Annotated in this window: 18 protein-coding genes and 1 tRNA gene; 13 read left to right on the top strand and 6 right to left on the bottom strand. The window is 68.2% G+C overall.

The genetic code is table 11. The features are described 5' to 3' along the window. The first annotated feature begins 98 nt into the window (after nt 1-98). The 11 genes from QMA07_RS01145 to QMA07_RS01195 all read left to right on the top strand — a co-directional run bounded on the left by QMA07_RS01145 (nt 99) and on the right by QMA07_RS01195 (nt 14,605). Complete coding sequence (locus QMA07_RS01145; RefSeq protein WP_290159330.1) at nt 99-905, top strand: HAD-IA family hydrolase; 807 nt, start codon at nt 99-101, stop codon at nt 903-905. Then, nucleotides 902-3,403 carry a glycosyl hydrolase family 65 protein gene (locus QMA07_RS01150; RefSeq protein WP_290159331.1) on the top strand — a complete coding sequence of 834 codons (2,502 nt, stop codon included), beginning with the start codon at nt 902-904 and terminating at the stop codon, nt 3,401-3,403. The genes QMA07_RS01145 and QMA07_RS01150 overlap by 4 nt, the downstream gene beginning before the upstream one ends. A gap of 214 nt (nt 3,404-3,617) precedes the next feature. Continuing rightward, complete coding sequence (locus QMA07_RS01155; RefSeq protein ID WP_290159332.1) at nt 3,618-6,008, top strand: DNA polymerase III subunit gamma and tau; 2,391 nt, start codon at nt 3,618-3,620, stop codon at nt 6,006-6,008. After that, a complete protein-coding gene (gene recR / locus QMA07_RS01160) occupies nt 6,008-6,601 on the top strand; it encodes a recombination mediator RecR (protein ID WP_290159333.1) in 594 nt (197 codons plus the stop codon). Before QMA07_RS01155 ends, recR begins: the two co-directional genes overlap by 1 nt. Then, nucleotides 6,598-7,536 carry a DMT family transporter gene (locus QMA07_RS01165; protein ID WP_290159335.1) on the top strand — a complete coding sequence of 313 codons (939 nt, stop codon included), beginning with the start codon at nt 6,598-6,600 and terminating at the stop codon, nt 7,534-7,536. Before recR ends, QMA07_RS01165 begins: the two co-directional genes overlap by 4 nt. A gap of 93 nt (nt 7,537-7,629) precedes the next feature. Beyond that, complete coding sequence (locus tag QMA07_RS01170; RefSeq protein ID WP_290159337.1) at nt 7,630-8,913, top strand: aspartate kinase; 1,284 nt, start codon at nt 7,630-7,632, stop codon at nt 8,911-8,913. A 265-nt stretch (nt 8,914-9,178) separates the two neighbouring features. Then, complete coding sequence (locus QMA07_RS01175) at nt 9,179-10,249, top strand: aspartate-semialdehyde dehydrogenase (protein WP_290159338.1); 1,071 nt, start codon at nt 9,179-9,181, stop codon at nt 10,247-10,249. 83 nt (nt 10,250-10,332) lie between these two features. Then, the gene (locus tag QMA07_RS01180; RefSeq protein WP_290159339.1) at nt 10,333-11,805 is read left to right on the top strand and encodes a malate:quinone oxidoreductase; all 1,473 of its coding nucleotides are present in this window, start codon (nt 10,333-10,335) and stop codon (nt 11,803-11,805) included. Between the two features lie 7 nt (nt 11,806-11,812). Beyond that, a complete protein-coding gene (locus tag QMA07_RS01185; protein ID WP_290159341.1) occupies nt 11,813-12,466 on the top strand; it encodes a thymidine kinase in 654 nt (217 codons plus the stop codon). 145 nt (nt 12,467-12,611) lie between these two features. Further along, nucleotides 12,612-13,334, top strand: a complete 723-nt coding sequence (locus QMA07_RS01190) for an FCD domain-containing protein (RefSeq protein ID WP_290159473.1) — start codon at nt 12,612-12,614, stop codon at nt 13,332-13,334. 11 nt (nt 13,335-13,345) lie between these two features. Beyond that, nucleotides 13,346-14,605 carry an alpha-hydroxy acid oxidase gene (locus QMA07_RS01195; protein ID WP_290159342.1) on the top strand — a complete coding sequence of 420 codons (1,260 nt, stop codon included), beginning with the start codon at nt 13,346-13,348 and terminating at the stop codon, nt 14,603-14,605. A gap of 12 nt (nt 14,606-14,617) precedes the next feature. Here QMA07_RS01195 and QMA07_RS01200 read toward each other — a convergent pair whose 3' ends face one another. From QMA07_RS01200 to QMA07_RS01225, 6 genes are all read right to left on the bottom strand, one after another. Next, nucleotides 14,618-15,463 carry a DUF1295 domain-containing protein gene (locus tag QMA07_RS01200; RefSeq protein WP_290159344.1) on the bottom strand — a complete coding sequence of 282 codons (846 nt, stop codon included), beginning with the start codon at nt 15,461-15,463 and terminating at the stop codon, nt 14,618-14,620. Between the two features lie 54 nt (nt 15,464-15,517). Beyond that, nucleotides 15,518-16,273: an HAD-IIB family hydrolase gene (locus QMA07_RS01205; RefSeq protein WP_290159346.1), complete on the bottom strand. Its 756-nt coding sequence runs from the start codon at nt 16,271-16,273 to the stop codon at nt 15,518-15,520. Further along, nucleotides 16,270-16,746 (bottom strand): VanZ family protein, encoded by a 477-nt coding sequence (locus QMA07_RS01210; protein ID WP_290159347.1) that lies wholly within the window; start codon nt 16,744-16,746, stop codon nt 16,270-16,272. The genes QMA07_RS01205 and QMA07_RS01210 overlap by 4 nt, the downstream gene beginning before the upstream one ends. A gap of 66 nt (nt 16,747-16,812) precedes the next feature. Next, nucleotides 16,813-16,889, bottom strand: a tRNA-Pro gene (locus QMA07_RS01215). Between the two features lie 53 nt (nt 16,890-16,942). Next, nucleotides 16,943-17,878, bottom strand: coding sequence for a metallophosphoesterase (locus QMA07_RS01220; protein ID WP_290159348.1), 936 nt, complete (start codon nt 17,876-17,878; stop codon nt 16,943-16,945). Continuing rightward, nucleotides 17,875-20,463, bottom strand: a complete 2,589-nt coding sequence (locus QMA07_RS01225) for a transglycosylase domain-containing protein (RefSeq protein WP_290159350.1) — start codon at nt 20,461-20,463, stop codon at nt 17,875-17,877. Before QMA07_RS01225 ends, QMA07_RS01220 begins: the two co-directional genes overlap by 4 nt. 78 nt (nt 20,464-20,541) lie before the next feature. Between QMA07_RS01225 and QMA07_RS01230 the strand changes: the two genes are divergently transcribed. Both QMA07_RS01230 and QMA07_RS01235 read left to right on the top strand, forming a co-directional pair. Continuing rightward, entirely contained in the window at nt 20,542-20,766 is a 225-nt protein-coding gene (locus tag QMA07_RS01230; RefSeq protein WP_290159351.1) for a hypothetical protein, read from the top strand. Next, nucleotides 20,763-21,221: a RidA family protein gene (locus QMA07_RS01235; RefSeq protein ID WP_290159353.1), complete on the top strand. Its 459-nt coding sequence runs from the start codon at nt 20,763-20,765 to the stop codon at nt 21,219-21,221. The genes QMA07_RS01230 and QMA07_RS01235 overlap by 4 nt, the downstream gene beginning before the upstream one ends. Nucleotides 21,222-21,258 lie beyond the last annotated feature (37 nt).

Consider the following 21,258-nt stretch of genomic DNA (forward strand, 5'->3'; position numbering starts at 1 on the left):
CCTCCGGGGGTTACCGCCTGGCGCCGGGCCGCACTACGCTTGCACAGTGGCACGGAGAGGTGCCGGCAATACCCCTCGTCCTTCTCCTGGAGGCTCCTGTGCCCGAAGCCCTGCCCGATCCGCTCCGCGCCGAAGGCGTCCTGTTCGACCTCGACGGGGTGCTGACGCCGACCGCCGAGGTGCACATGCGCGCCTGGAAGGTCGTGTTCGACGACGTGTTCGAACGCTGGGGCATCGCGCCTCCGTACTCGGACTCCGACTACTTCGACTTCGTCGACGGCAAGAAGCGCTATGACGGCGTGGCGAGCCTGCTGCGCAGCCGCAACGTCGAGATCCCGTGGGGAGCGGTCGACGACCCGCCCGAGGCCGAGACCATCTGCGGCATCGGCAATCGCAAGAACGCCGCATTCGCCGAGTCGCTGCGGGGCGAGGGCATCGCCCCGTTCCCGGGCTCGCTCGCGCTCGTCGAGAAGCTGTCGGCCGCCGGCATACCGATCGGCGTCGTCTCGAGCTCCAAGAACGCCGAAGAGGTGCTCGCCGCCGCCGGCATCCGCTCGTTCTTCCGTGTCGTGGTCGACGGTGTCGTCGCCGAGCGCGACAACCTCGCCTCGAAGCCCGCCGCCGACATGTTCAGCGCCGGCGCCGTCGCGCTGGGCGTCGATCCCGCCCGCAGCATCGCCGTCGAGGATGCGACCTCGGGTGCGGCCTCCGCGGCTGCCGCGGGGTTCGCGATCGTCGTCGGCGTCGATCGCGGCACCGGAGCCGATGCGCTGCGCGCCGCCGGGGCGACCGTCGTCGTCAGCGATCTCGACGTGTTCGTCGACGCCGTGGCCGACCAGGTCGCCGACCCCGATTCAGAACCCGCCGCTCAGGCCACCCGCTCACACGACGAGGACACCGCATGATCGACCGCGACCGCTTCCCCGTAGACCCCTGGCGACTCATCGAGACGCGCTACTCCGAAGACGGCGTGGCCGAGACGCTGTTCGCCGTCGGCAACGGCTACCTCGGACTCCGGGGCAATCACATCGAGGGCCGAGGTGCCCATGAGCACGGCACCTTCATCAACGGTCTGCACGAGACGTGGCCGATCCGGCACGCCGAGCAGGCGTACGGCTTCGCCGAGGTCGGGCAGACGATCGTCAACGCACCCGACGCCAAGGTCATGCGGGTGTACGTCGACGACGAGCCGATCTCGTTCGACGAGGCCGACGTGCGCGAGTACCGCCGCACTCTCGACATGCGCACCGGTGTGCTCGAGCGCGTCGTGGTGTGGGAGACGCCGTCGGGCAAGCGCGTGCGCATGCGCGACGAGCGGATCGTCAGCTTCGAGGAGCGTCACCTCGCAGTGCTCCGTCTCGAGGTCGTCGTCGAGAACGCCGATGCCCCCGTCACCGTCAGCTGCCAGATGATCAACCGCCAGGACGGTGCCGGCGTGTACGCGGGCACCCCCAACCAGGCGAAGGGCGGCTTCGATCCGCGCAAGGCCGAGAAGATCGCCGAGCGCGTGCTCGAACCGGGGGAGTACTGGCAGGACGGATTGCGCTCGGCGCTGTCCTACAGCGTCGCCGACTCGGGCATGACGGTCGCCGTCGTCGCCGACCACATCATCGAGACCGAGAACGACTACACGTCGCGCACGCTGATCGAGGCCGACATCTCGAAGAACGTGTTCCGCGTGCAGGCGAAGGCCGGGGTGCCCATCTCGGTCACCAAGCTCGTCAGCTACCACACCTCTCGCGGCGTGCCGGCCCGCGAGCTCGTCGACCGCTGCCGCCGCTCCCTCGACCGCGTCGCGTTCGAGGGCGTCCAGGCGCAGTTCGACCGGCAGGCCGAGTGGCTCGCCGCCTTCTGGGATCGCAGCGACGTGCAGATCGGCGGGCATGATGACATCCAGCAGGCGACGCGCTGGTGTCTCCTGCAGCTCGCTCAGGCCTCGGCCCGAGCCGACGGAACCGGCGTGCCAGCGAAGGGGGTCTCGGGCTCCGGGTACAGCGGCCACTACTTCTGGGACACCGAGATCTACGTGCTCCCGTTCCTCACGTACACGTCGCCGCAGTGGGCGCGCAACGCGCTGCGGGCGCGAGTGCTCATGCTCCCGGCGGCCCGCCGCAGAGCCGCGCAGCTCAACGAAGCGGGCGCGCTGTTCCCGTGGCGCACGATCAACGGCGAAGAGGCGTCGGCCTACTACGCTGCCGGCACCGCGCAGTACCACATCAACGCCGACGTGAGCTTCGCGCTCGGCAAGTACGTGCGCGCGACCGGCGACGAGGACTTCCTGCGACGCGAGGGCATCGACATCGCCATCGAGACGGCGCGCCTGTGGGCCACACTCGGCTTCTGGCGCACGTCGCGGCTCGTCGCCGACACGAACGACGACGGCGTCGAGACCTTCCACATCCACGGTGTGACAGGGCCCGACGAGTACACGACAGTGGTCAACGACAACCTGTACACGAACGTCATGGCGCGCTACAACCTGCGCTACGCGGCGAGGGTCGTGCGCGAGGCGCAGGAGGCCAACGGCGAGGAGTTCGCCAGGGTCGTCGAGCGCACCGGCCTCGCCGAGGGCGAGGCGGAAGGATGGGAGCGCGCCGCCGATGCGATGTTCATTCCGTTCAGCGAGAGCCTCGGCATCCACCCGCAGGATTCGCTGTTCCTCGAGCGCGAGGTCTGGGATCTCGCCCACACGCCGAAGGAGCAGCGGCCGCTGCTGCTGCACTTCCACCCGCTCGTCATCTACCGGTTCCAGGTGCTCAAGCAGGCGGATGTCGTGCTCGCGCTGTTCCTGCAGGGCAACCACTTCACGCCGGAGGAGAAGAAGGCGGACTTCGACTACTACGACCCGCTGACCACCGGCGACTCGACGCTGTCGGCGGTCGTGCAGTCGATCCTCGCCGCCGAGGTCGGCTACCAGGACCTCGCTCTGCAGTACTTCCGGCAGTCGCTGTTCGTCGACCTCCACGACCTGCACCACAACGCGGCCGACGGCGTGCACGTCGCCTCCGCCGGTGGCGTGTGGACGGCTCTCGTGTGCGGCTTCGGCGGCATGCGCGACTACGCCGGCGAGCTCAGCTTCGACCCGCGTCTGCCCGCCGACTGGCCGTCTCTGTCGTACCCGCTGCAGTGGCAGGGGTCCGCGTTGCAGATCACTCTCACGACGGGCGAGCTGCGCGTCCGCGTGGTCAGCGGAGATCCGGTGCCGTTCACGGTGCGCGATGACGCATACATCGCCACGACCGAGCAGGAGGTCGTCGTGCCGCTCGCGGATCAGGGCCCGATGATCCCCGGACGCCCGTCGCTGCGGCAGTTCGCGGATGCCCTTCGCGAGGACGGCACGCGCCTGTCGGCATCCGTCCCGGTGATCACGACCGCGATCCCCGTCATCGAGTCGGTCGACTGAAGCTGCTGATCGTCGCGGCTCTGTTCGGGCTGGCGCCCGCGCCCGCGCTGCTCCTGCCGGGTGGGGGCGTCGAGGTCATCGGCGGCGCCTTCGAGGCCGGGCCGTCGTGATTCGTCGCCGCGCTTCGGCGGCCTGAGCGGCGCGTCGGGGATCACCCGCATGATCCTCGGCGCCCGGCTGCCGGAACGTCCGTGGCACGCCGTAGGCTGTTCTGGTGACCACAGCCCTCTACCGCCGCTACCGCCCCGAGTCGTTCGGCGAGATGATCGGGCAGTCCCAGGTGACCGAACCCCTGATGACCGCCCTCCGCGGCGACCGAGTCGGCCACGCATACCTGTTCTCCGGACCCCGTGGATGCGGAAAGACGACGTCCGCGCGCATCCTCGCCCGCTGCCTCAACTGCGCGGAGGGTCCGACCGATGTGCCCTGCGGCACATGCCCGAGCTGCGTCGAGCTGTCGCGCGCCGGCGGCGGATCGCTCGACGTCGTCGAGATCGACGCCGCCAGCCACAACGGCGTCGACGACGCCCGCGACCTGCGCGAGCGGGCGACGTTCGCTCCCAGCCGCGACCGCTACAAGATCTTCATCCTCGACGAGGCGCACATGGTGACGCCGCAGGGGTTCAACGCCCTCCTCAAGCTTGTCGAAGAGCCGCCGGAGCACGTGAAGTTCATCTTCGCGACGACCGAGCCCGAGAAGGTGCTCGGCACGATCCGATCGCGCACGCACCACTATCCGTTCCGTCTGGTGCCGCCGGCAGCGATGCTCGAGTACGTCGAGAAGCTGTGCGGCGAAGAGGGTGTGGTCGCCGAGCGCGGTGTGCTGCCCCTGGTGGTCCGGGCGGGTGGCGGCTCGCCGCGAGACACGCTCTCGCTGCTCGACCAGCTGATCGCCGGGTCCGATTCGCCCGCCGGCTCCGAGACGGTCACCGTCGCCTATGAGCGCGCGGTCGCTCTCCTCGGCTACACGCACGCGGCCCTGCTCGACGAGATCGTCGATGCTCTCGCCGCCGCCGACGCGGCCGCGGCATTCCCCGCCATCGATCGCGTGGTGCAGACCGGCCAGGACCCCCGTCGTTTCGTCGACGACCTGCTCGAACGCCTGCGTGACCTCATCGTGATCGCGGCCGTCGGAGCCGGAGCATCGTCCGTGCTGCGCGGCATCACCGACGACGAGCTCGCTCGCATGCGCACCCAGGCAGAGTCCTTCGGCTCGGCGCGGCTGTCGCGCACGGCCGACATCGTCAGCGCTGCTCTCGACGACATGTCGGGCGCGACATCGCCCCGACTGCACCTCGAGCTGATGGTCGCTCGTGTGCTCGCCTCGGGCGGGGGAGCCGTCGCGGCCGTGCCGTCCGTGCAGAGCGCCTCAGCAGCGCCGGCACGCGCGACAGCTGCGGCTGCTGCGCCGCAGCCTGATGCCGCTGCTGCTCAGCCCGGTGCTGCTCAGCCCGGTGCTGCTCAGCCCGCTGCGACGCAGCCCGGTGCGGCTGCTACGACCGATCCCGTCGACGCCGAGCCGACGCAAGCGCGGCCGACTGCCGCCGTGGTCGAGGCTGCTGTGGCCGAGAACGCGGTTGCCGAGCCCGAGACATCGGAAGATGCGACGTCGAGCACGCTGCCGACCGCGCCGGCCGCCGACACCGCCACGCCCTCGGGCCCGGTCTCGTTCGAGCAGATCATCGCCGTCTGGCCGGCCGTGCTCAAGCGACTCGAGAGCGTCAGTCGCACGTCATGGCTGCTGGCCACCGCCGTGCAGCCGCTCGCCTTCGTCGCCGAGACAGAGGTGCTGACGCTCGGATTCGCCAGCCAGCACGACGTGGCGAAGTTCAAGGGGACGACGCCGGGTTCCGGCCCGTCCGATCATCTGCGCGGAGCCATCGAGCAGGAACTCGGTGTGCGGGTCAAGTACCTGCCCGCGCCGATGCCCGCAGGCGGTGCGCCTCGCCAGCCCTCGTCGCCGTCGGCAGCGCGCCCGACCGCCGACGCTCCCGCATCGGAGCCTGCGTCAGCGAGTTCGCCCAGCGCTCAGACACCGCCTGCTCAGACGCCGCGAGCCGAGACACCCGCCGCTCGGACATCGCCGCCTCAGGGTGATCGTGCGTCGGCGGCTCCGGTGACCGAGTGGGCGGTCGCGTCGATTCCTGCATCCGAGGTCGCAGTTCCGGTCCCGGCGCCCGCCCCGGCGCAGGCCGCGGGGACGCCCCCGCCGGCAGCCCCTGACACCGTGCCGATGCAGAAGCCTTCGGCTCCGAGCGATGATCGGCCCCGTGGGGGAGAAGAACCGCCGCCCCCCATCGACGATGAACCTCCCTATTTCGACGACGAGCCGCCGTACGACCCGTCCTACGAACCTGCGCCGACCTCGCAGGCCGCACCCGCGGCCGCCGACGCGCAGCCGGCGTCTCCCTCCGCATCCGCGCGGTCGACGCCTGTGCAGGCCGCCCCGGTGCGCCGAGTGGCTTCGGCCGCAGCAGCCCCGGTGATCACCGAGCGCACCCCCGCCGGGGGAGTCCAGCGCTACGGCGAGGCCGTGATCCGCCAGGTGCTCGGCGCGACGTTCGTTCGCGAAGAGCCCTACGAGCCCCCGACGAGGTTCTCCTGATGTACGACGGAATCGTTCAGGAGCTGATCGACGAGTTCGGTCGGCTCCCCGGAATCGGCCCCAAGTCCGCGCAGCGCATCGCATTCCACATTCTGCAGACGCCGACGTTCGACGTCGCTCGGCTCGCCGAGCTGCTCGTCGAGGTGCGGGTGAGAGTGCGCTTCTGCGAGATCTGCGGCAACGTGTCGGAGCAGGATCGCTGCGCGATCTGCCGCGATCCCCGGCGTAATCCTGCCCTCATCTGCGTGGTCGAAGACGCGAAGGATGTCGCCGCGATCGAACGCACCCGTGAGTTCCGTGGCCTTTACCATGTGCTCGGCGGTGCGATCAGTCCGATCGCCGGCATCGGACCCGACGACCTGCGCATCGCGCAGCTGATGGGTCGTCTCGCCGATGCGACGGTGCAAGAGGTCATCCTCGCCACGAACCCGAACCTCGAGGGAGAGGCGACCGCGAGCTATCTCAGTCGTCTGCTCACCAGCATGCAGATCACCGTGTCTCGCCTGGCCTCCGGCCTTCCCGTCGGCGGCGACCTCGAATACGCCGACGAGGTCACCCTCGGGCGCGCCTTCGAGGGCCGTCGCGTGCTGTGAACCCCCAGGCAGGCTTCACCCGACGCGGCTGGCTGCTCTTCGGGGCCATGGCGCTGCTGTGGGGCGTGCCCTATCTGTTCATCAGCATCGCGGTCGAGTCGTTCTCGCCACCCGCCATCGTCGCTGGGCGCACCCTCATCGCGGCACTGCTGCTCCTGCCGTTCGCGCTCCGAGGCGGCGCGCTGAGGGCTGCATGGACACACTGGCCCTGGGTGCTCGCCTTCGGGCTCGTCGAGATGGCCGGCCCGTTCCTGCTGCTCGGCCACGCCGAACTGACCCTGCCCTCGGGCATGACCGGTCTGCTCGTCGCGACGGTGCCGCTGTTCGCCGCCCTCATCGCCCTGGGTGGCGGAGACCGGGGCGTCCTGCGGCCGACGCGCGGAATCGGCCTTCTCGTCGGCTTCATCGGCGTCGCGATCGTGGTCGCGGGCCCCGGGCTCTTCGGCGGCGAGGTCAGTCTGCTCGCGGCCGGTGAGGTGCTGCTGGTCGCCGTGCTCTATGCGATCGCGCCCTTCATCGTCGCGCGCAAGCTCAACGAGGTCCCGTCGCTCGGCACGATCACGCTGTCGCTGCTCATGATCGGTGTGATCTACCTGCCCATCGGCCTGCTCACGCAGCACGAGGTGCCGACGCTTCCTTCGATCTTCGCGCTTCTGGCGTTGGCCGTCATCTGCACCGCCGTCGCCTTCCTGGCGTTCTTCGCGCTCATCCGCGAGGTCGGACCAGTTCGCGCCCCGCTGTTCACCTACGTCAACCCGGTCGTGGCGATCATCCTCGGCGCGATCGTGCTCGCCGAGCCCCTGACTCCGGGACTGCTCATCGGATTCCCGCTCATCATCGCGGGCTGCTGGTTCGCCGCCACCGGCGGACGCCTCCGACCGCAGGCCCACACCGGTCCCGACCTGACCGTCGCGCCCCTGCCGCCGACCCTCTGACCCCGCCGCGACCGCGTCACATGCGAACAAGCGCATATGCGCCGATCGTAGAATGAGGGTGGGCGGATCCGCCCGACATCCCAGGGAGTGAACGTGGCCCTCATCGTGCAGAAGTACGGCGGCTCCTCAGTCGCCGACGCAGAGAGCATCAAGCGCGTCGCCAAGCGCATCGTCGACACACGTCGTGCGGGGCACGATGTGGTCGTCGCCGTGAGCGCGATGGGCGACACGACGGACGAGCTGCTCGACCTCGCGAACGAGGTGGCTCCGATCCCCGCTCCGCGCGAGCTCGACATGCTCCTCTCGAGCGGAGAGCGCATCTCGATGGCGCTCCTCGCCATGGCCATCCACTCGATGGGGTTCGAGGCGCGTTCGTTCACCGGCAGCCAGGCCGGAATGATCACCGACTCGCAGCACGGCGCGGCGCGCATCGTCGACGTCACGCCCATACGTCTGCGGGAGGCCCTCGATGAGGGGGCGATCGTCATCGTCGCCGGCTTCCAGGGGTTCAACCGCGACACACGCGACATCACCACGCTCGGTCGTGGCGGCTCCGACACGACGGCCGTCGCCCTGGCCGCGGCCCTCGCTGCGGATGTCTGCGAGATCTACAGCGACGTCGACGGCATCTTCACGGCTGACCCCCGCGTCATCCCGAAGGCGCAGAAGCTCGACCACATCGGCAGCGAGGAGATGCTCGAGCTCGCCGCCAACGGCGCCAAGGTGCTCTACATCCGCGCCGTCGAGTACGCACGCCGTCATGGCGTCCTGATCCATGCCCGTTCGACGTTCTCGTCGTCCGAGGGCACATACGTTCTGGGCGAGGGTATGAAGAACCCTCGCGAAGCCGAGGGAGCAGCAGCCATGGAAGAACCGATCGTCGCCGGTGTCGCCACCGATTTCGGCCAGGCCAAGATCACGGTCGCGGGCGTTCCCGATGTTCCCGGAAAGGCCGCGGAGATCTTCAAGATCGTCGCCAAGTCCGGCGCGAACGTCGACATGATCGTGCAGAACGTGTCTGCGACCGGTCGCACCGACATCTCGTTCACGGTTCCCAAGGCTGACTCCGCGGGCGCGCTGAAGGCACTGGCCGGTGAGCAGACAGAGGTCGGCTTCCAGAACCTCGTGCACGACGACCAGATCGGCAAGCTGTCGGTCGTCGGTGCGGGCATGCGCACGCACTCCGGCGTCTCGGCCGTGCTGTTCGAGGCGCTCTCGGCCGGCGGCATCAACATCGAGATGATCTCGACCTCCGAGATCCGCATCTCGGTCGTGCTCCGCGACACCGACCTCGCCGAGGCCGCACGCACCGTGCACACCGCCTACGGCCTCGACGGCGACGCCGAGGCCACGGTGCACGCCGGCACCGGTCGCTGACCCCGCGGTCGGCGACGATCGGCGGACGACAGGACGATTCGCGGACACATTCGGCGATCCAATCCGCGATTCGTCTTCCCGTCCGCGATTCGTCACCCCCACAGATCGTCCACCCCGTCGCAGGCCGAGTGCCGCCCGGCTCCTCGACCTCCGCACAGCACGATAGACTCACCGAAACCCTGACATCGGCGCCAGGCGCGGCATCCGCATCCCGACGTCGCGCCCGAAGCCTCGCATGCAGCACTGCACGACGCCAAGGAACATCATGACCCGCATCTCCGACTCAGGACTCTCCGTCGCCATCGTCGGCGCCACCGGCCAGGTAGGCGCCGTCATGCGAGAGATCCTCATCGAGCGATCCTTCCCGATCCGTGAGCTGCGCCTCTTCTCGTCGTCACGCTCTGCGGGCACCGCCGTCGAGTTCGGCGGAGCGACCGTCATCGTCGAAGACGTCGAGACCGCGGATGCCGGGGGCATCGACATCGCCCTCTTCTCGGCCGGTGCGACCGCCAGCCGCGCATACGCTCCTCGTTTCGCCGAGGCCGGAGCCGTCGTCGTCGACAACTCCAGCGCCTGGCGCAACGACCCCGAGGTTCCGCTCGTGGTCAGCGAGGTCAACCCGCATGCGATCGATGACCGCCCTCGCGGCATCATCGCCAACCCGAACTGCACCACGATGGCCGCGATGCCGGCGCTGAAGGCTCTGGATGCCGAAGCGGGCCTCGAGCGGCTCATCGTCTCGACCTACCAGGCCGTCTCCGGCTCCGGCCTCGCCGGTGCGCAGGAGCTCCTCGGTCAGATCGAGGGCGTGCTCGCCCAGGGTGACACACTGCGTCTCGTGCACGACGGGTCGTCGCTCGACTTCCCCGAGCCCGAGAAGTATGTCGCGCCGATCGCATTCGACGTCATCCCGTTCGCGGGCAACCTCGTCGACGACGGCGAGAACGAGACCGATGAGGAGAAGAAGCTCCGCAACGAGAGCCGCAAGATCCTCGAGCTGCCCGACCTCCGTGTCGCGGGCACCTGCGTGCGTGTGCCGGTCTTCACGGGTCACTCGCTCTCGATCAACGTCGAGTTCGCCAGAGACATCACTCCCGAGCGTGCGACCGAGGTGCTCTCCGCGGCTCCGGGTGTCGTTCTCGACGAGGTGCCCACCCCGCTGCAGGCGGCGGGCAAGGACCCGAGCTTCGTCGGTCGCATCCGCGCCGATCAGTCCGCCCCCGAGAACAGGGGCCTCGTGCTGTTCATCAGCAACGACAACCTGCGCAAGGGTGCGGCGCTGAATGCCGTGCAGATCGCCGAGATCCTCGCCGATCGTCTGGTCGCCATAGCCTGACCGCATCCCCGCGATGCGGAACCGGTCTGATCAGGCCTGCCCGCGTGGTCGGCAGCGTCGTGACCTCGAACTAGACTGTTGCGGTGACCGAAACCGTCGATGTCGTCTTGATCGGTGGTGGCATCATGAGCGCCACCCTGGGTACCCTGCTGCACGAATTGCAGCCGGATTGGAAGATCGTCGCCTTCGAGCGACTCTCCGATGTGGCGCAGGAATCCTCCAACCCCTGGAACAATGCGGGCACCGGCCACGCGGCGCTCTGCGAGCTGAACTACATGCCGCAGCAGAAGGGTGCTCCACTCGACCCGGCCAAGGCCGTCTCGATCAACGAGCAGTTCCAGCAGAGTCGTCAGTTCTGGTCGTCGCTGGTCGACAGGGGAGTCCTCGACGCTCCGTCGACCTTCATCAACGCGACCCCGCACATGACGTTCGTCCGCGGTGAGAAGGACGTCAAGTACCTCAAGGACCGCTACGAGGTTCTCAAGAAGCAGCCCCTGTTCGACGGCATCGAGTACAGCGAGGACTCGCGCGTCATCAACAAGTGGGCGCCGTTGCTCATGCAGCAGCGCCGCAAGGGCGAGCCGTTCGCGGCGACCCGCGTGCCCGCGGGTACCGACGTCGACTTCGGTGCGCTCACGCACCAGCTCTTCGACCACCTCACCGATTCGGGCGTCACGCTGCGCACCAACCACGAGGTCAAGAGCCTGAAGAAGCAGAAAGACGGCACCTGGCTGATCAACTACCGCACGACGATCGGTCGCACGCCCAATCAGATCAAGGCGCGCTTCGTGTTCGTCGGCGCCGGCGGCTGGGCGCTCAAGCTGCTGCAGCGCTCGGGGATCCCCGAGATCAAGGGCTACGGCGTCTTCCCGATCGGTGGACAGTTCCTCAAGACCTCGAACCCGAAGATCGTCGCCCAGCACCAGGCCAAGGTCTACTCGCAGGCATCCGTCGGAGCGCCGCCCATGTCGGTGCCTCACCTCGACACCCGAGTGGTCGACGGCGAGGCCTCGCTCATGTTCGGTCCGTTCGCGACGTTCAGCCCCAAGTTCCTCAAGAACGGCTCGATGCTCGACATCGTGTCCCAGGTGCGCACGCACAACCTGTGGCCGATGCTGCGCGTCGCCTTCGCGAATCCCGACCTCATCACGTACCTGGTCGGCGAGCTGATGAAGAACCACGCCAAGAAGGTCGACAGCCTCCGCACGTTCATGCCGACGGCGAAAGACGAGGACTGGACGCTCATCGACGCCGGTCAGCGTGCACAGGTGATGAAGAAGGATGCCAAGAAGGGCGGCATCCTGCAGTTCGGCACTGAGGTGGTCGCGGCAGCCGATGGCTCGATCGCCGGTCTGCTCGGCGCCTCGCCCGGTGCCTCCACCGCCGTGCCGATCATGCTCGATCTGCTCAAGAAGTGCTTCCCCGAGGAGTATCCCGGCTGGGAGTCGGAGTTGCGCGCGCTGATCCCCACCTTCGGCGAGCAGCTGAACAAGCATCCGGAGCTGGCCGCGAAGTCCACCGCAGCGACGGCGGCCGCTCTCGGCATCAACGAGTAGCGCGCCGGTGGCGAAGCTCTACTTCCGCTACGGGGCGATGAACTCGGGCAAGTCCACCTCGCTGCTCCAGGCCGCGTACAACTACGAGGAACGTGGTCAGCATGTGCTGCTCGCGAAGCCCGCGATCGACACCAAAGGTGCGTCTGAGATCGCGAGCCGTCTCGGAGTGACTCGAGAGGTCGATTTCCTCATCGGCTCCGATGCCGACGCTCGGGATCTGTTCGCCGCAGAGCGAGAGGCGGTGCGCAGTGCGGCCGGGGGAGAGCACCTCGCGGGCGGAGCGCTCGACGTCGCGTGCCTCCTCATCGATGAGGCGCAGTTCCTCACCTCCGAGCAGGTCGACGACCTCTTCCGCATCGCGATCGAAGACGGCATCCCCGTGATCGCCTACGGGATCCGCAACGACTTCCTGACGCACGCATTCCCCGGTTCGGCACGGCTTCTCGCCATCGCGCACTCTCTCGAAGAGCTCAAGACCATCTGCCGCTGCGGGCGCAAAGCCGTCTTCAACGGCCGCGTCGTCGGCGGTCGCTTCGTCTTCGACGGCGATCAGGTCGCCATCGACGAGGGCGCCGACGGATCGCTGGCACCGGAGATCACGACGTACGAATCGCTGTGCGGTGCGTGCTACCTCGAGGAGTCCGGCGGGCGCCTGGGCTGAGAACCCGCCGCGCATCGCACTTCCGCCTTCGGGCGGTGTCTCGGCATGCACGGATTGCGTGGTCTGACCACACGCGCTAGTGTGGTCAGACCACATGAGCGCGGCCACGACGGACGCAGCCGAACGCCGACGACGAGGAGAGCGGATGCCGGAGCAGCCTGCGCGAGCCTGGCGCCTCGTCCTCGAGCACGTCGAGAGAGATCTCCTCGACGGCCGTCTCGGACCCGGTGATCGCCTCGCCTCCGAACGCGATCTCGCGGCCGACCTCGGAGTGGGGCGCTCGAGTGTCCGCGAGGCTCTGCGTGTGCTCGAGGTCATGGGCCTGATCCGCACCGCGACGGGCTCAGGGCCCCAGTCGGGCGCGATCGTGATCGCCACGCCGACCGGCGGTCTGTCGACGCTGCTGCGCCTGCAGGTCGCGGCGCAGGGCTTTCCACTCAGCGATGTCGTGCAGACCCGTCTGCTGCTCGAAGACGCCGTGGTCGAGGCGCTGGCCGCCCAGGACGCGCCCGATCTCTCCGCCGCGCACCGAGTGCTGGCGGCGATGGAAGCAGACGCGCTCACGTCCGCCGAGTTCCTCGCCCTCGACGCGCAGCTGCACCTCGCACTCGCCGAGTCCAGCGGCAACACCGTCGTCGCGGCGATCATGGCAGGACTGCGCACGGCGATCGAGTCGTACGTGCAGGAGGGCGCGGCCGCGATCGATGATTGGGACGCGATGGCCTCGGTCCTGCGCTCCGAGCACCGAGCCATCGTCCGAGCCATCGCAGCAGGCGACACCACGACGGCGAGGGCTCTCGTCCGTGCGCACATCACCGGCTACTACACCGCCGCGGGATTGACCCGCAGCGCCCGACCCACCGACTGAGAGGACACGACATGGTCCAGCGCCAGGTTCCCAACCCCGCAGAGCTTCTCGACCTGATGAAGTTCAAGAAGCCCGAGTTCAACGGCAAGAAGCGCCGTCTCGATGCTGCGCTCACGATCGACGACCTGCGCACGATCGCGAAGCGTCGCACGCCGAAGGCCGCGTTCGACTACACCGACGGCGCGGCAGAGGGCGAGCTGTCGCTGACGCGCGCGCGCCAGGCGTTCCAGGACGTGGAGTTCCACCCCGGCATCCTTCGTCCGGCCCCTGCGGTCGATACCTCGGTCGACATCCTGGGCGGTCCGTCGGCCCTGCCGTTCGGCATCGCGCCGACCGGGTTCACCCGTCTCATGCAGACCGAAGGCGAGGTCGCGGGTGCGGGTGCCGCGGCTGCAGCCGGTATCCCGTTCACGCTGTCGACGCTCGGCACGACGTCGATCGAGGGCGTGAAGGCCGCGAACCCGAACGGTCGCAACTGGTTCCAGCTCTACGTGATGCGCGATCGTGAGATCTCCTACGAGCTCACGCGCCGCGCGGCCGCCGCCGGGTTCGACACGCTGCAGTTCACGGTGGACACACCGGTTGCCGGCGCGCGACTGCGTGACAAGCGCAACGGCTTCAGCATCCCGCCGCAGCTCACCCTCGGCACGATCATCAACGCGATTCCTCGCCCGTGGTGGTGGTACGACTTCCTGACGACGCCCAAGCTCGAGTTCGCCTCGCTGAGCACCACCGGCGGCACCGTCGGCGAACTGCTCGACGCCGCCATGGATCCGACGATCAGCTATGACGACCTCGCCGTGATCCGCGACATCTGGCCAGGGAAGATCGTGATCAAGGGAGTGCAGAACGTCGAGGACTCGCTGCGACTGCGCGATGCCGGCGTCGACGGCATCGTGCTCTCCAACCACGGAGGCCGCCAGCTCGACCGCGCGCCGATCCCGTTCCACCTGCTGCCCGAGGTGCGCAAGGCTGTGGGTGACGACTTCACGGTCATGATCGACACGGGCATCATGAACGGCGCCGACATCGTCGCCGCCGTGGCCCTCGGCGCCGACTTCACGCTGATCGGCCGTGCATACCTCTACGGGCTGATGGCGGGCGGGCGTGCCGGGGTCGACCGCACGATCGAGATCCTGCGCAGCGAGATCGAGCGCACCATGCGCCTGCTGGGCGTCGCCTCGCTCGCCGAGCTTGAGCCGTCGCACGTCACGCAGCTCACCCGCCTCGTGCCGGTCACGCGCACGGCCTCCGACGCGGTCGTGCGCTGACGCGGCCTGCGGTCAGGCCGCGGGCTCGGCGACCGGCCGTGCCCGCGGCGGCCAGGGGATGAGCATCGACGTCCTGCGGCGATACGCGGCGTAGGACGGGTACTTTCCGGCGGTGATGGATTCGGTGAAGATCGTCGAGCCGACGAACAGGACGCTGAGCAGGACTGGGCCGATGATCGTCCCGTTGATCACGCCGCCGAGGAACCCCGCGCCCGATGCCACAGCGGCGCTCGCCCCGATCGCGTAGAGGACCCACCACTGGCTCTGCTCGAAGAAGAAGTTGGGGTGGCGACTGTAGCGGAACAGCCCCTGGGTGACGAAGCCCGGAGCCAGCGTGCCGCCGGCCTGCTTCTTCCGTCGGTGGAACTCCCACTGCTCGCGGTCGGCGACGGTCTCGCCGACCAGCAGCAGGAGGAAGAGCGCGCCGAAGAGCAGGTCCCAGGCGTTCAGTGGCGCGGGGTTCTGCAGCGCGATCTCGGCGGGGAGAGTGATCAGCACGAGCAGTGTCATCTGGTAGCCGATGATGAACAGCAGATTGAAGATCTGGAACTGCCAGGGCTTCATCCGCCCACGCAGAATCGCCCAGCGGTAGTCCTCCATGCCGGTGTACCCGCCCTTGCGGGCGAAGTTGAAGGTCAGGCGGATTCCCCAGGCGGTCACGAGGGCCGCCATCAGGGTCAGGCGGCCCGCATCGTCACCGCTCGCGATACCCGCTCCCGCGAAGATCCACACGTAGATGACAGGGAGGATCGACCATGCCCGGTCGACCCAAGAGGTGTCCCGGGTGATGAGAGACAGGATCCAGCACGCCGCGCTCGCGACAGCTGCGGTCAGGATGACGATCAGCAGCGGTTCCATATCGACATGCTAGGACTCTGCGCGCCGATCGTGGGGGAGGTGGGGCGCCGAGCGTCAGAGAGTCGGGAGAAGATCGTCGAGCTTGTCGGCGGTGTCTTCCCAGCCCTCCACTGCCACGGAGGGCACGCCGATCGCGAGGACCGGGTAGTCGTTGCCGCCCTCATCGAGTCGGTCACCGTAGAAGAGCATCGAGGTGAGCGGGATGCTCGTGTGCGCGGCGAGCTGCGTCATACCGAACGCCTTGTCGATGCCTGCCAGGGTGATGTCGATCGAGGTCGACCCGCCTGACCGCACCTCGAGGTCGGGGAGTCGCGCGGCCACGGCGTCTCGCAGAGACTCCCGCTTCGCGCCAGACGGGTCCCAGTCATGCTTCGCGTCGCGGGGAGCCTTCTGCCCGAGCGCGGAGAAGGTGATCTGCGATCCGCGGTCCTCGAGGATCTCACCCCAGGGCTGAGCCTCCCAGAGACCGAGGCGCTCTGCCTCCTCGCGCAGCGCGGTGAGCGCGTCGGACTTCTGCTGGGCGGTGAGGTCGTGCGCGTAGAGCGGTGAGAAGTCCGTGCCGTCGTGTCGCAGGTACCGGGTGCCGCAGGTCGGGAGCAGATGCAGTCGGGCGGCGGACTCGCCGTCGATGGCTCCGAGTCGAGCGATCACCTGCGCGCGGAACTGGGTCTCGTTGCCGCCCGAGATGATCGCCACATCGACCTTCTGCAGCAGGGCGAGCAGCAGTGCGGCCATGCGCGGATCGATGGGCTCTTTCGACGGGGCGAGGGTGTCGTCGAGATCGAAGGCGACGAGTGCGGGCGAGGTCATGTTGCCTCCAGGGTAGACGGGCGATGCTGAGAGAAACGCGGTGCGAAGAGCAGGGTGCCCGCGATTGCGAGGGCGACCCCGATCAGTGCTCCGCCGGAGTTCGCTACCACGTCGGTGAGAGTGGCCGCGCGATGGGGCAGCACGAGGCGCTGAAAGACCTCGATCGAGAGCGACAGAGCCGGTCCGAACACGATCGCCAGGGGCCAGAGGCGGCGCGGCACGAGGATGAATGCGAGGATGCCGATGGGTACGAACACCAGCACGTTGGCGATGACCTCGAGGCCGGTGAAGTCGAGAGACTCCCACCCCATGCGGTGCGCCGCCGACAGCACGAGATCGAGCAGGTTCGGCATCGACCTCTCGACGCGCTCGGGCGTGAGCGTGAGCAGCGCCAGACCCAGGAGGAACGGGATGCCGAGACCGAGCGCGATACCGCGGGTGAGGCGGCGCGGGCGAGGGAGCAGACGACTCACGCGGTGCCTTTCACCTCGGGGCGGATACAGAGAAGGCCGCCCGTGAGGACGGCCTTCCGGTGTTACTGGTCGGGGTGACAGGATTTGAACCTGCGACCTCTTCGTCCCGAACGAAGCGCGCTACCAAGCTGCGCCACACCCCGTTTTGCAACCCTCCGAGTCTACAGCGAAATGCTCTCAGCGCCGAATCGAGGCGTCACGCGCGCGCCGTCAGCGTGAGCAGTGTCGCCTCGGGGCGGCATGCGAAGCGCACCGGTGCGTAGATCGAGTGGCCACAGCCGGCGCTGACGTTGAGCGGAACCGTGCGGTCTCCCTGCGTCCACGTGCTGAGGCCCTTCGCCTGCTTCAGCGGGATGTCGCAATTCGCGACGAGAGCACCGAAGCCCGGCAGGCAGACCTGGCCGCCGTGCGTGTGGCCCCCGAAGATCGCGTCGGCTCCGAGATCGACGAAGCCGTCCAGTACTCGCTGATACGGCGCGTGGGTGACACCGAGCACGGTCGCGTCGGCATCCCGCGGTCCGAGGGCGTCGATCGCCCCTGGCAGATCTTCGAGTCGATCCCAGTCGCAGTGCGCGTCGCTCACACCGAAGAGGTCGAGCGGGTTGCCGGCAACCGAGAGCCGCGCTGCGGCGTTGTTGAGACTCGTCCATCCGAGCTCGTCGGTGAAGTAGGCATCCATCGCGTCGGTGTCGAGGAAGTTCAGCTCGCGCGGTCGCTCCGACGGGCCTGCGAAGTACCGGATCGGATTTCGCGGCGACGGGCCGATCACGTCATTCGAGCCGTGCACGAAGACACCGGGGATGCCTGCGAGAGGATCGAAGGCTCGCCGAATACCCGCGAGACCGTCCCGATGCCCGAGGTTGTCGCCCGTGTTGATGATGAGATCGGGCTTGAGCTGCGCGAGCGAGGCCAGCCAGTCCTGTTTGCGATGTTGCCACGGAGCCATGTGCGCGTCCGAGATGTGCAGCACGCGCACCGGTGCGGAGCCGGGGGCGAGAGCGGATGCCGTCGCCTCACGCACGGTGAACAGGTAACGCTCGATGCCGATGCCCCAGACGGCGGCCGCAGCACCAGCGGCCCCCACCGCGCCGAGCGCGATGAGGGCCGGGTGCGCCGCACGACGCGGGGTCACTTGCAGCTGACCTTGATGGATGTGCTCTTTGTGGTCGCCGTGTTCGCTGCCGGGTCGGTCGACGTCACTGCGGCATTCTGTCCGTTGCACGATCCGTCGAAGTCGATCGACGAGAACCCTGCGCCGAACAGCGCGCTCTGCGCTTCGGACTTCGACTGACCGGTGATGTCCGGCACGGTCGCACCCTGGCCGTTGCTCGGTGAGATCGTGATGGTCGCACCGCTCGGGGCCTGGCCGGAGGGATCCTGAGCCATGACCACATCGCCTGCGGGGCCGTCGACGGCCGGGCCGACGGCTGCGGTGAAGCCGGCTGCCTCGATGAGCGAGCTCGCCTCGCCGACAGACTTGCCCACGACATCGGGAACGTCCGTCAGCACCTGGCGGACCAGCTTGTCATCGGGCCCGGGGAATGCGTCAGCGGGGTAGACGGCGTTCGCGGCTCCCTGGATCGCTTTGGCGAGACCGTAGCGGATGTCGCCCAGCCGGGTTCCATCTCCGTTGCGGAAGTCGTTCAGCGGCACGCGGCCGTCGATGTTGCCCACCCACACCGCGGTCGTGACCTTGGTGCTCGATTCGACGAGCATCGTGTGCTCCTTCTCGGCGGTACCGGTCTTGCCGATCAGCTGAGTGCCGTCGAACGGGTTCGCCCTCGTTCCGGTGCCGTTGCCCTCCATGACGCCGCGCAGTGCGAACGCCGCGGTGGCCGCCACCTCGGGAGTGAGCTGCTGGGAGCAGTTCTGCGCAGGAGGCGTGATCTCCGCTCCGTTCTCGCCGATGACGCGGTCGATCACGCGTGGCTCGCAGTAGACGCCGTTGTTCGCGACAGTCGCGTAGGCGCCGGCCATCTGCAGCGGGGCCACGCTCTTCGAGCCGAGGACGGTCGGGAACGGGTCGTTCGGCGCGGTGTTGGAGGTGGTTCCGCCGACCGTGATGTCATCGCCGTTGCCGTAGTGGACGCCGAGTCTCTTGGCGACCTCGTTGATGTCGCAGAGGTCGAGCTGCTGCGCCATCGCGAGGAAGCCGGTGTTCAGCGACTGCGCGGTGAACTGCCTCACGCTGCCCACCGAACCGCCGGAGTTCCCGAAGTTGTTGATCTTGGCGCTGTTCGTCACCCGGTCGCCGCACTTCGTGAAGGGACTGAAGGTCTTGAGACGTCCGTCGAGCACCTGATTGACCGAGTGGCCCGACTCCAGCCAGCTCAGCAGAGTGAAGAGCTTGTAGGTCGATCCGGTCTCGAACCCGTAAGTCGAGCCGCCGTGGGCCTTGTCGGCGGCGAAGACCTGCGAGGTCTCTCCGGCGGCGAGGTTCGCCTCGGTCGTCTCGTTGAAGACCGTGTTCTGGGCCATGGCGAGGATGCGCCCCGTGGACGCTTCGACCGACACTCCGGCGCCGCCCACCAGGATCCCGGGCATCGCCTGCGGGACCTGCGACCTCACGGCGTCGATCGCGGTCTGCTGCACCCGCAGGTCGAGCGAGGTGTAGATCTCCATGCCGCCGCGGCGCAGGTTCGAGCGACGCTCCTCCGCGGTGGCGCCGAAGGCCTCGTCGTTCTCGATGACGGCTTTCACGTACTGGCAGAAGTAGGCGTTGTCGCCTGCGGCCCCGCAACCCTGCTGAGGCTCGCTCAGCACCGGGGTGACCGGCGTGGCCACGGCCTCGTCATGCGCGGCCTGCGTGATCTTGCCGTCGAGCAGCATCCGCTCGAGGACGTAGTCTCTGCGGTCCTTCGTGTCCTTGTAGCCGTCGGCGTCTCCGTTGTGAGCCACTCCGGCGTCATCAGTCCAGATCCCGCCCGGGCGGTCGATGCGGAACCTGTTGGGCTCCTGGACCATTCCGGCGATCGTGGCCGCCTGAGCGAGGCTGAGGTTCGCCGCGGTGGTCGAGAAGTAGCGGTTCGCTGCAGCCTCGATGCCGTAGATGGTGCCACCGAAGTTGGCGATGTTGAGGTAGCCGAGAAGGATCTCGTTCTTCGAGTACTCCTTCTCGATCTTCAACGCGTAGCGCATCTCCTGCAGCTTGCGTTCGATGCCCTCGCCGCCCTCGGCGACTGCCGCATCGAGGAAGCACTGCTCGATCTGAGTGGAGTAGTCCTCGGCCGCGGGGTCGACGTCCTGCTCGCACTCCTGCACCTGGACGTTCTTCACGTACTGCTGCGTGATCGTGGAGGCGCCTCTGTCGGTGGTGCCTGCGACGTTCCCGACTGCGGCCTTGATCGTCGCGCCGAGGTTGATTCCGCCGTGGGTGTAGAAGTTCTTGTCCTCGCTCGAGAGCATCGCGTCGTACATCACCGGTGCGACCTGGTCGTAGGCGACTGGGATGCGCTTCTGCTCATAGAACGACGCAAGTGCGACGGGGTTGCCGTCGAGACCGGTCGCGTAGATCGTCGACTGCTGCATCGGTGCGCCGACCTGGAGGTTCTCCGGGAGGTCTTCGAAGATGGTGAGGGCCTGCGACCCGGCGATACCGGTCATCGCCAGCACAGGGGTGACGCTGGCCGCGACGAGGAGACCGGCGACGGCGCTCAGCCCGACGAGTCCGAGGACTCCGCCGAGCGCACCTTTCACCGTGCGATTCTTTTGAGGCATACGCTAGATCGTAGGGGAGTTCCCTGAATACCGCCTTTGACGCAGCCGCCATCGCGGATGCCGCCAGACAGGAGAGCCATGACCACGTGGGAGTACCTCACCACCCCGCTGCTGATCCACAACACCGCCGCGATCCTCAACAACTGGGGCAAGCAGGGGTGGGAGCTCGTGCAGGTCATTCAGGGGCCCGAGGGCGGGCTCGTGGCCTACCTCAAGCGTCCGGTGTCGGCGGATGCCGCAGGCAACGCCGGTCTCGCGGCCGCTGCCGAAGCGTCGCGCCAGTTCGAGGGGGGCGCGGCGTGAGCCTCTCCCAGCGTCTGACCGAGCTCGGCATCGAGCTTCCGGCGGTGGCAGCGCCCGTCGCCGCCTACGTCCCGGCCGTCGTGCATGACGGACTCGTCTACACCTCCGGCCAGCTCCCGTTCACCGCCGGCGAGCTGCCGGCCACGGGCAAGGTCGGCGCCGAGGTCAGCGCCGAAGACGCGAACCGCTACGCCCGCACCTGCGCGCTGAACGCCCTCGCGGCAGCGGCTGATGCGGTCGGCGGAGTGGACAGGATCGGCGGAGTGCTGCGAGTCGGCGGCTTCGTGGCATCCACGCCCCACTTCACCGGCCAGCCCGGCGTCATCAACGGTGCGAGCCTCGTGCTCGGCGAGATCTTCGGCGACGCCGGGCGCCATGCACGCGCGGCCGTCGGAGTGCCGGTGCTGCCGCTCGACAGCCCTGTCGAGGTCGAGGTCACGTTCATCCTCGCCTGACCGATACGTGAAGAACGCCCCCTCCCGACGATCGATC

The sequence above is a fragment of the Microbacterium sp. APC 3901 genome, assembly GCF_030407765.1.
Lineage (GTDB): Bacteria > Actinomycetota > Actinomycetes > Actinomycetales > Microbacteriaceae > Microbacterium.

Excerpts from the sequence above, each read along its gene's own strand:
- QMA07_RS01150 (WP_290159331.1), top strand. The coding sequence starts at position 902 with ATGATCGACCGCGACCGCTTCCCCGTAGACCCCTGGCGACTCATCGAG.
- recR (WP_290159333.1), top strand. The coding sequence starts at position 6,008 with ATGTACGACGGAATCGTTCAGGAGCTGATCGACGAGTTCGGTCGGCTC.
- QMA07_RS01230 (WP_290159351.1), top strand. The coding sequence starts at position 20,542 with ATGACCACGTGGGAGTACCTCACCACCCCGCTGCTGATCCACAACACC.
- QMA07_RS01190 (WP_290159473.1), top strand. The coding sequence starts at position 12,612 with ATGCCGGAGCAGCCTGCGCGAGCCTGGCGCCTCGTCCTCGAGCACGTC.
- QMA07_RS01195 (WP_290159342.1), top strand. The coding sequence starts at position 13,346 with ATGGTCCAGCGCCAGGTTCCCAACCCCGCAGAGCTTCTCGACCTGATG.
- QMA07_RS01225 (WP_290159350.1), bottom strand. The coding sequence starts at position 20,463 with ATGCCTCAAAAGAATCGCACGGTGAAAGGTGCGCTCGGCGGAGTCCTC.
- QMA07_RS01205 (WP_290159346.1), bottom strand. The coding sequence starts at position 16,273 with ATGACCTCGCCCGCACTCGTCGCCTTCGATCTCGACGACACCCTCGCC.
- QMA07_RS01175 (WP_290159338.1), top strand. The coding sequence starts at position 9,179 with ATGACCCGCATCTCCGACTCAGGACTCTCCGTCGCCATCGTCGGCGCC.
- QMA07_RS01200 (WP_290159344.1), bottom strand. The coding sequence starts at position 15,463 with ATGGAACCGCTGCTGATCGTCATCCTGACCGCAGCTGTCGCGAGCGCG.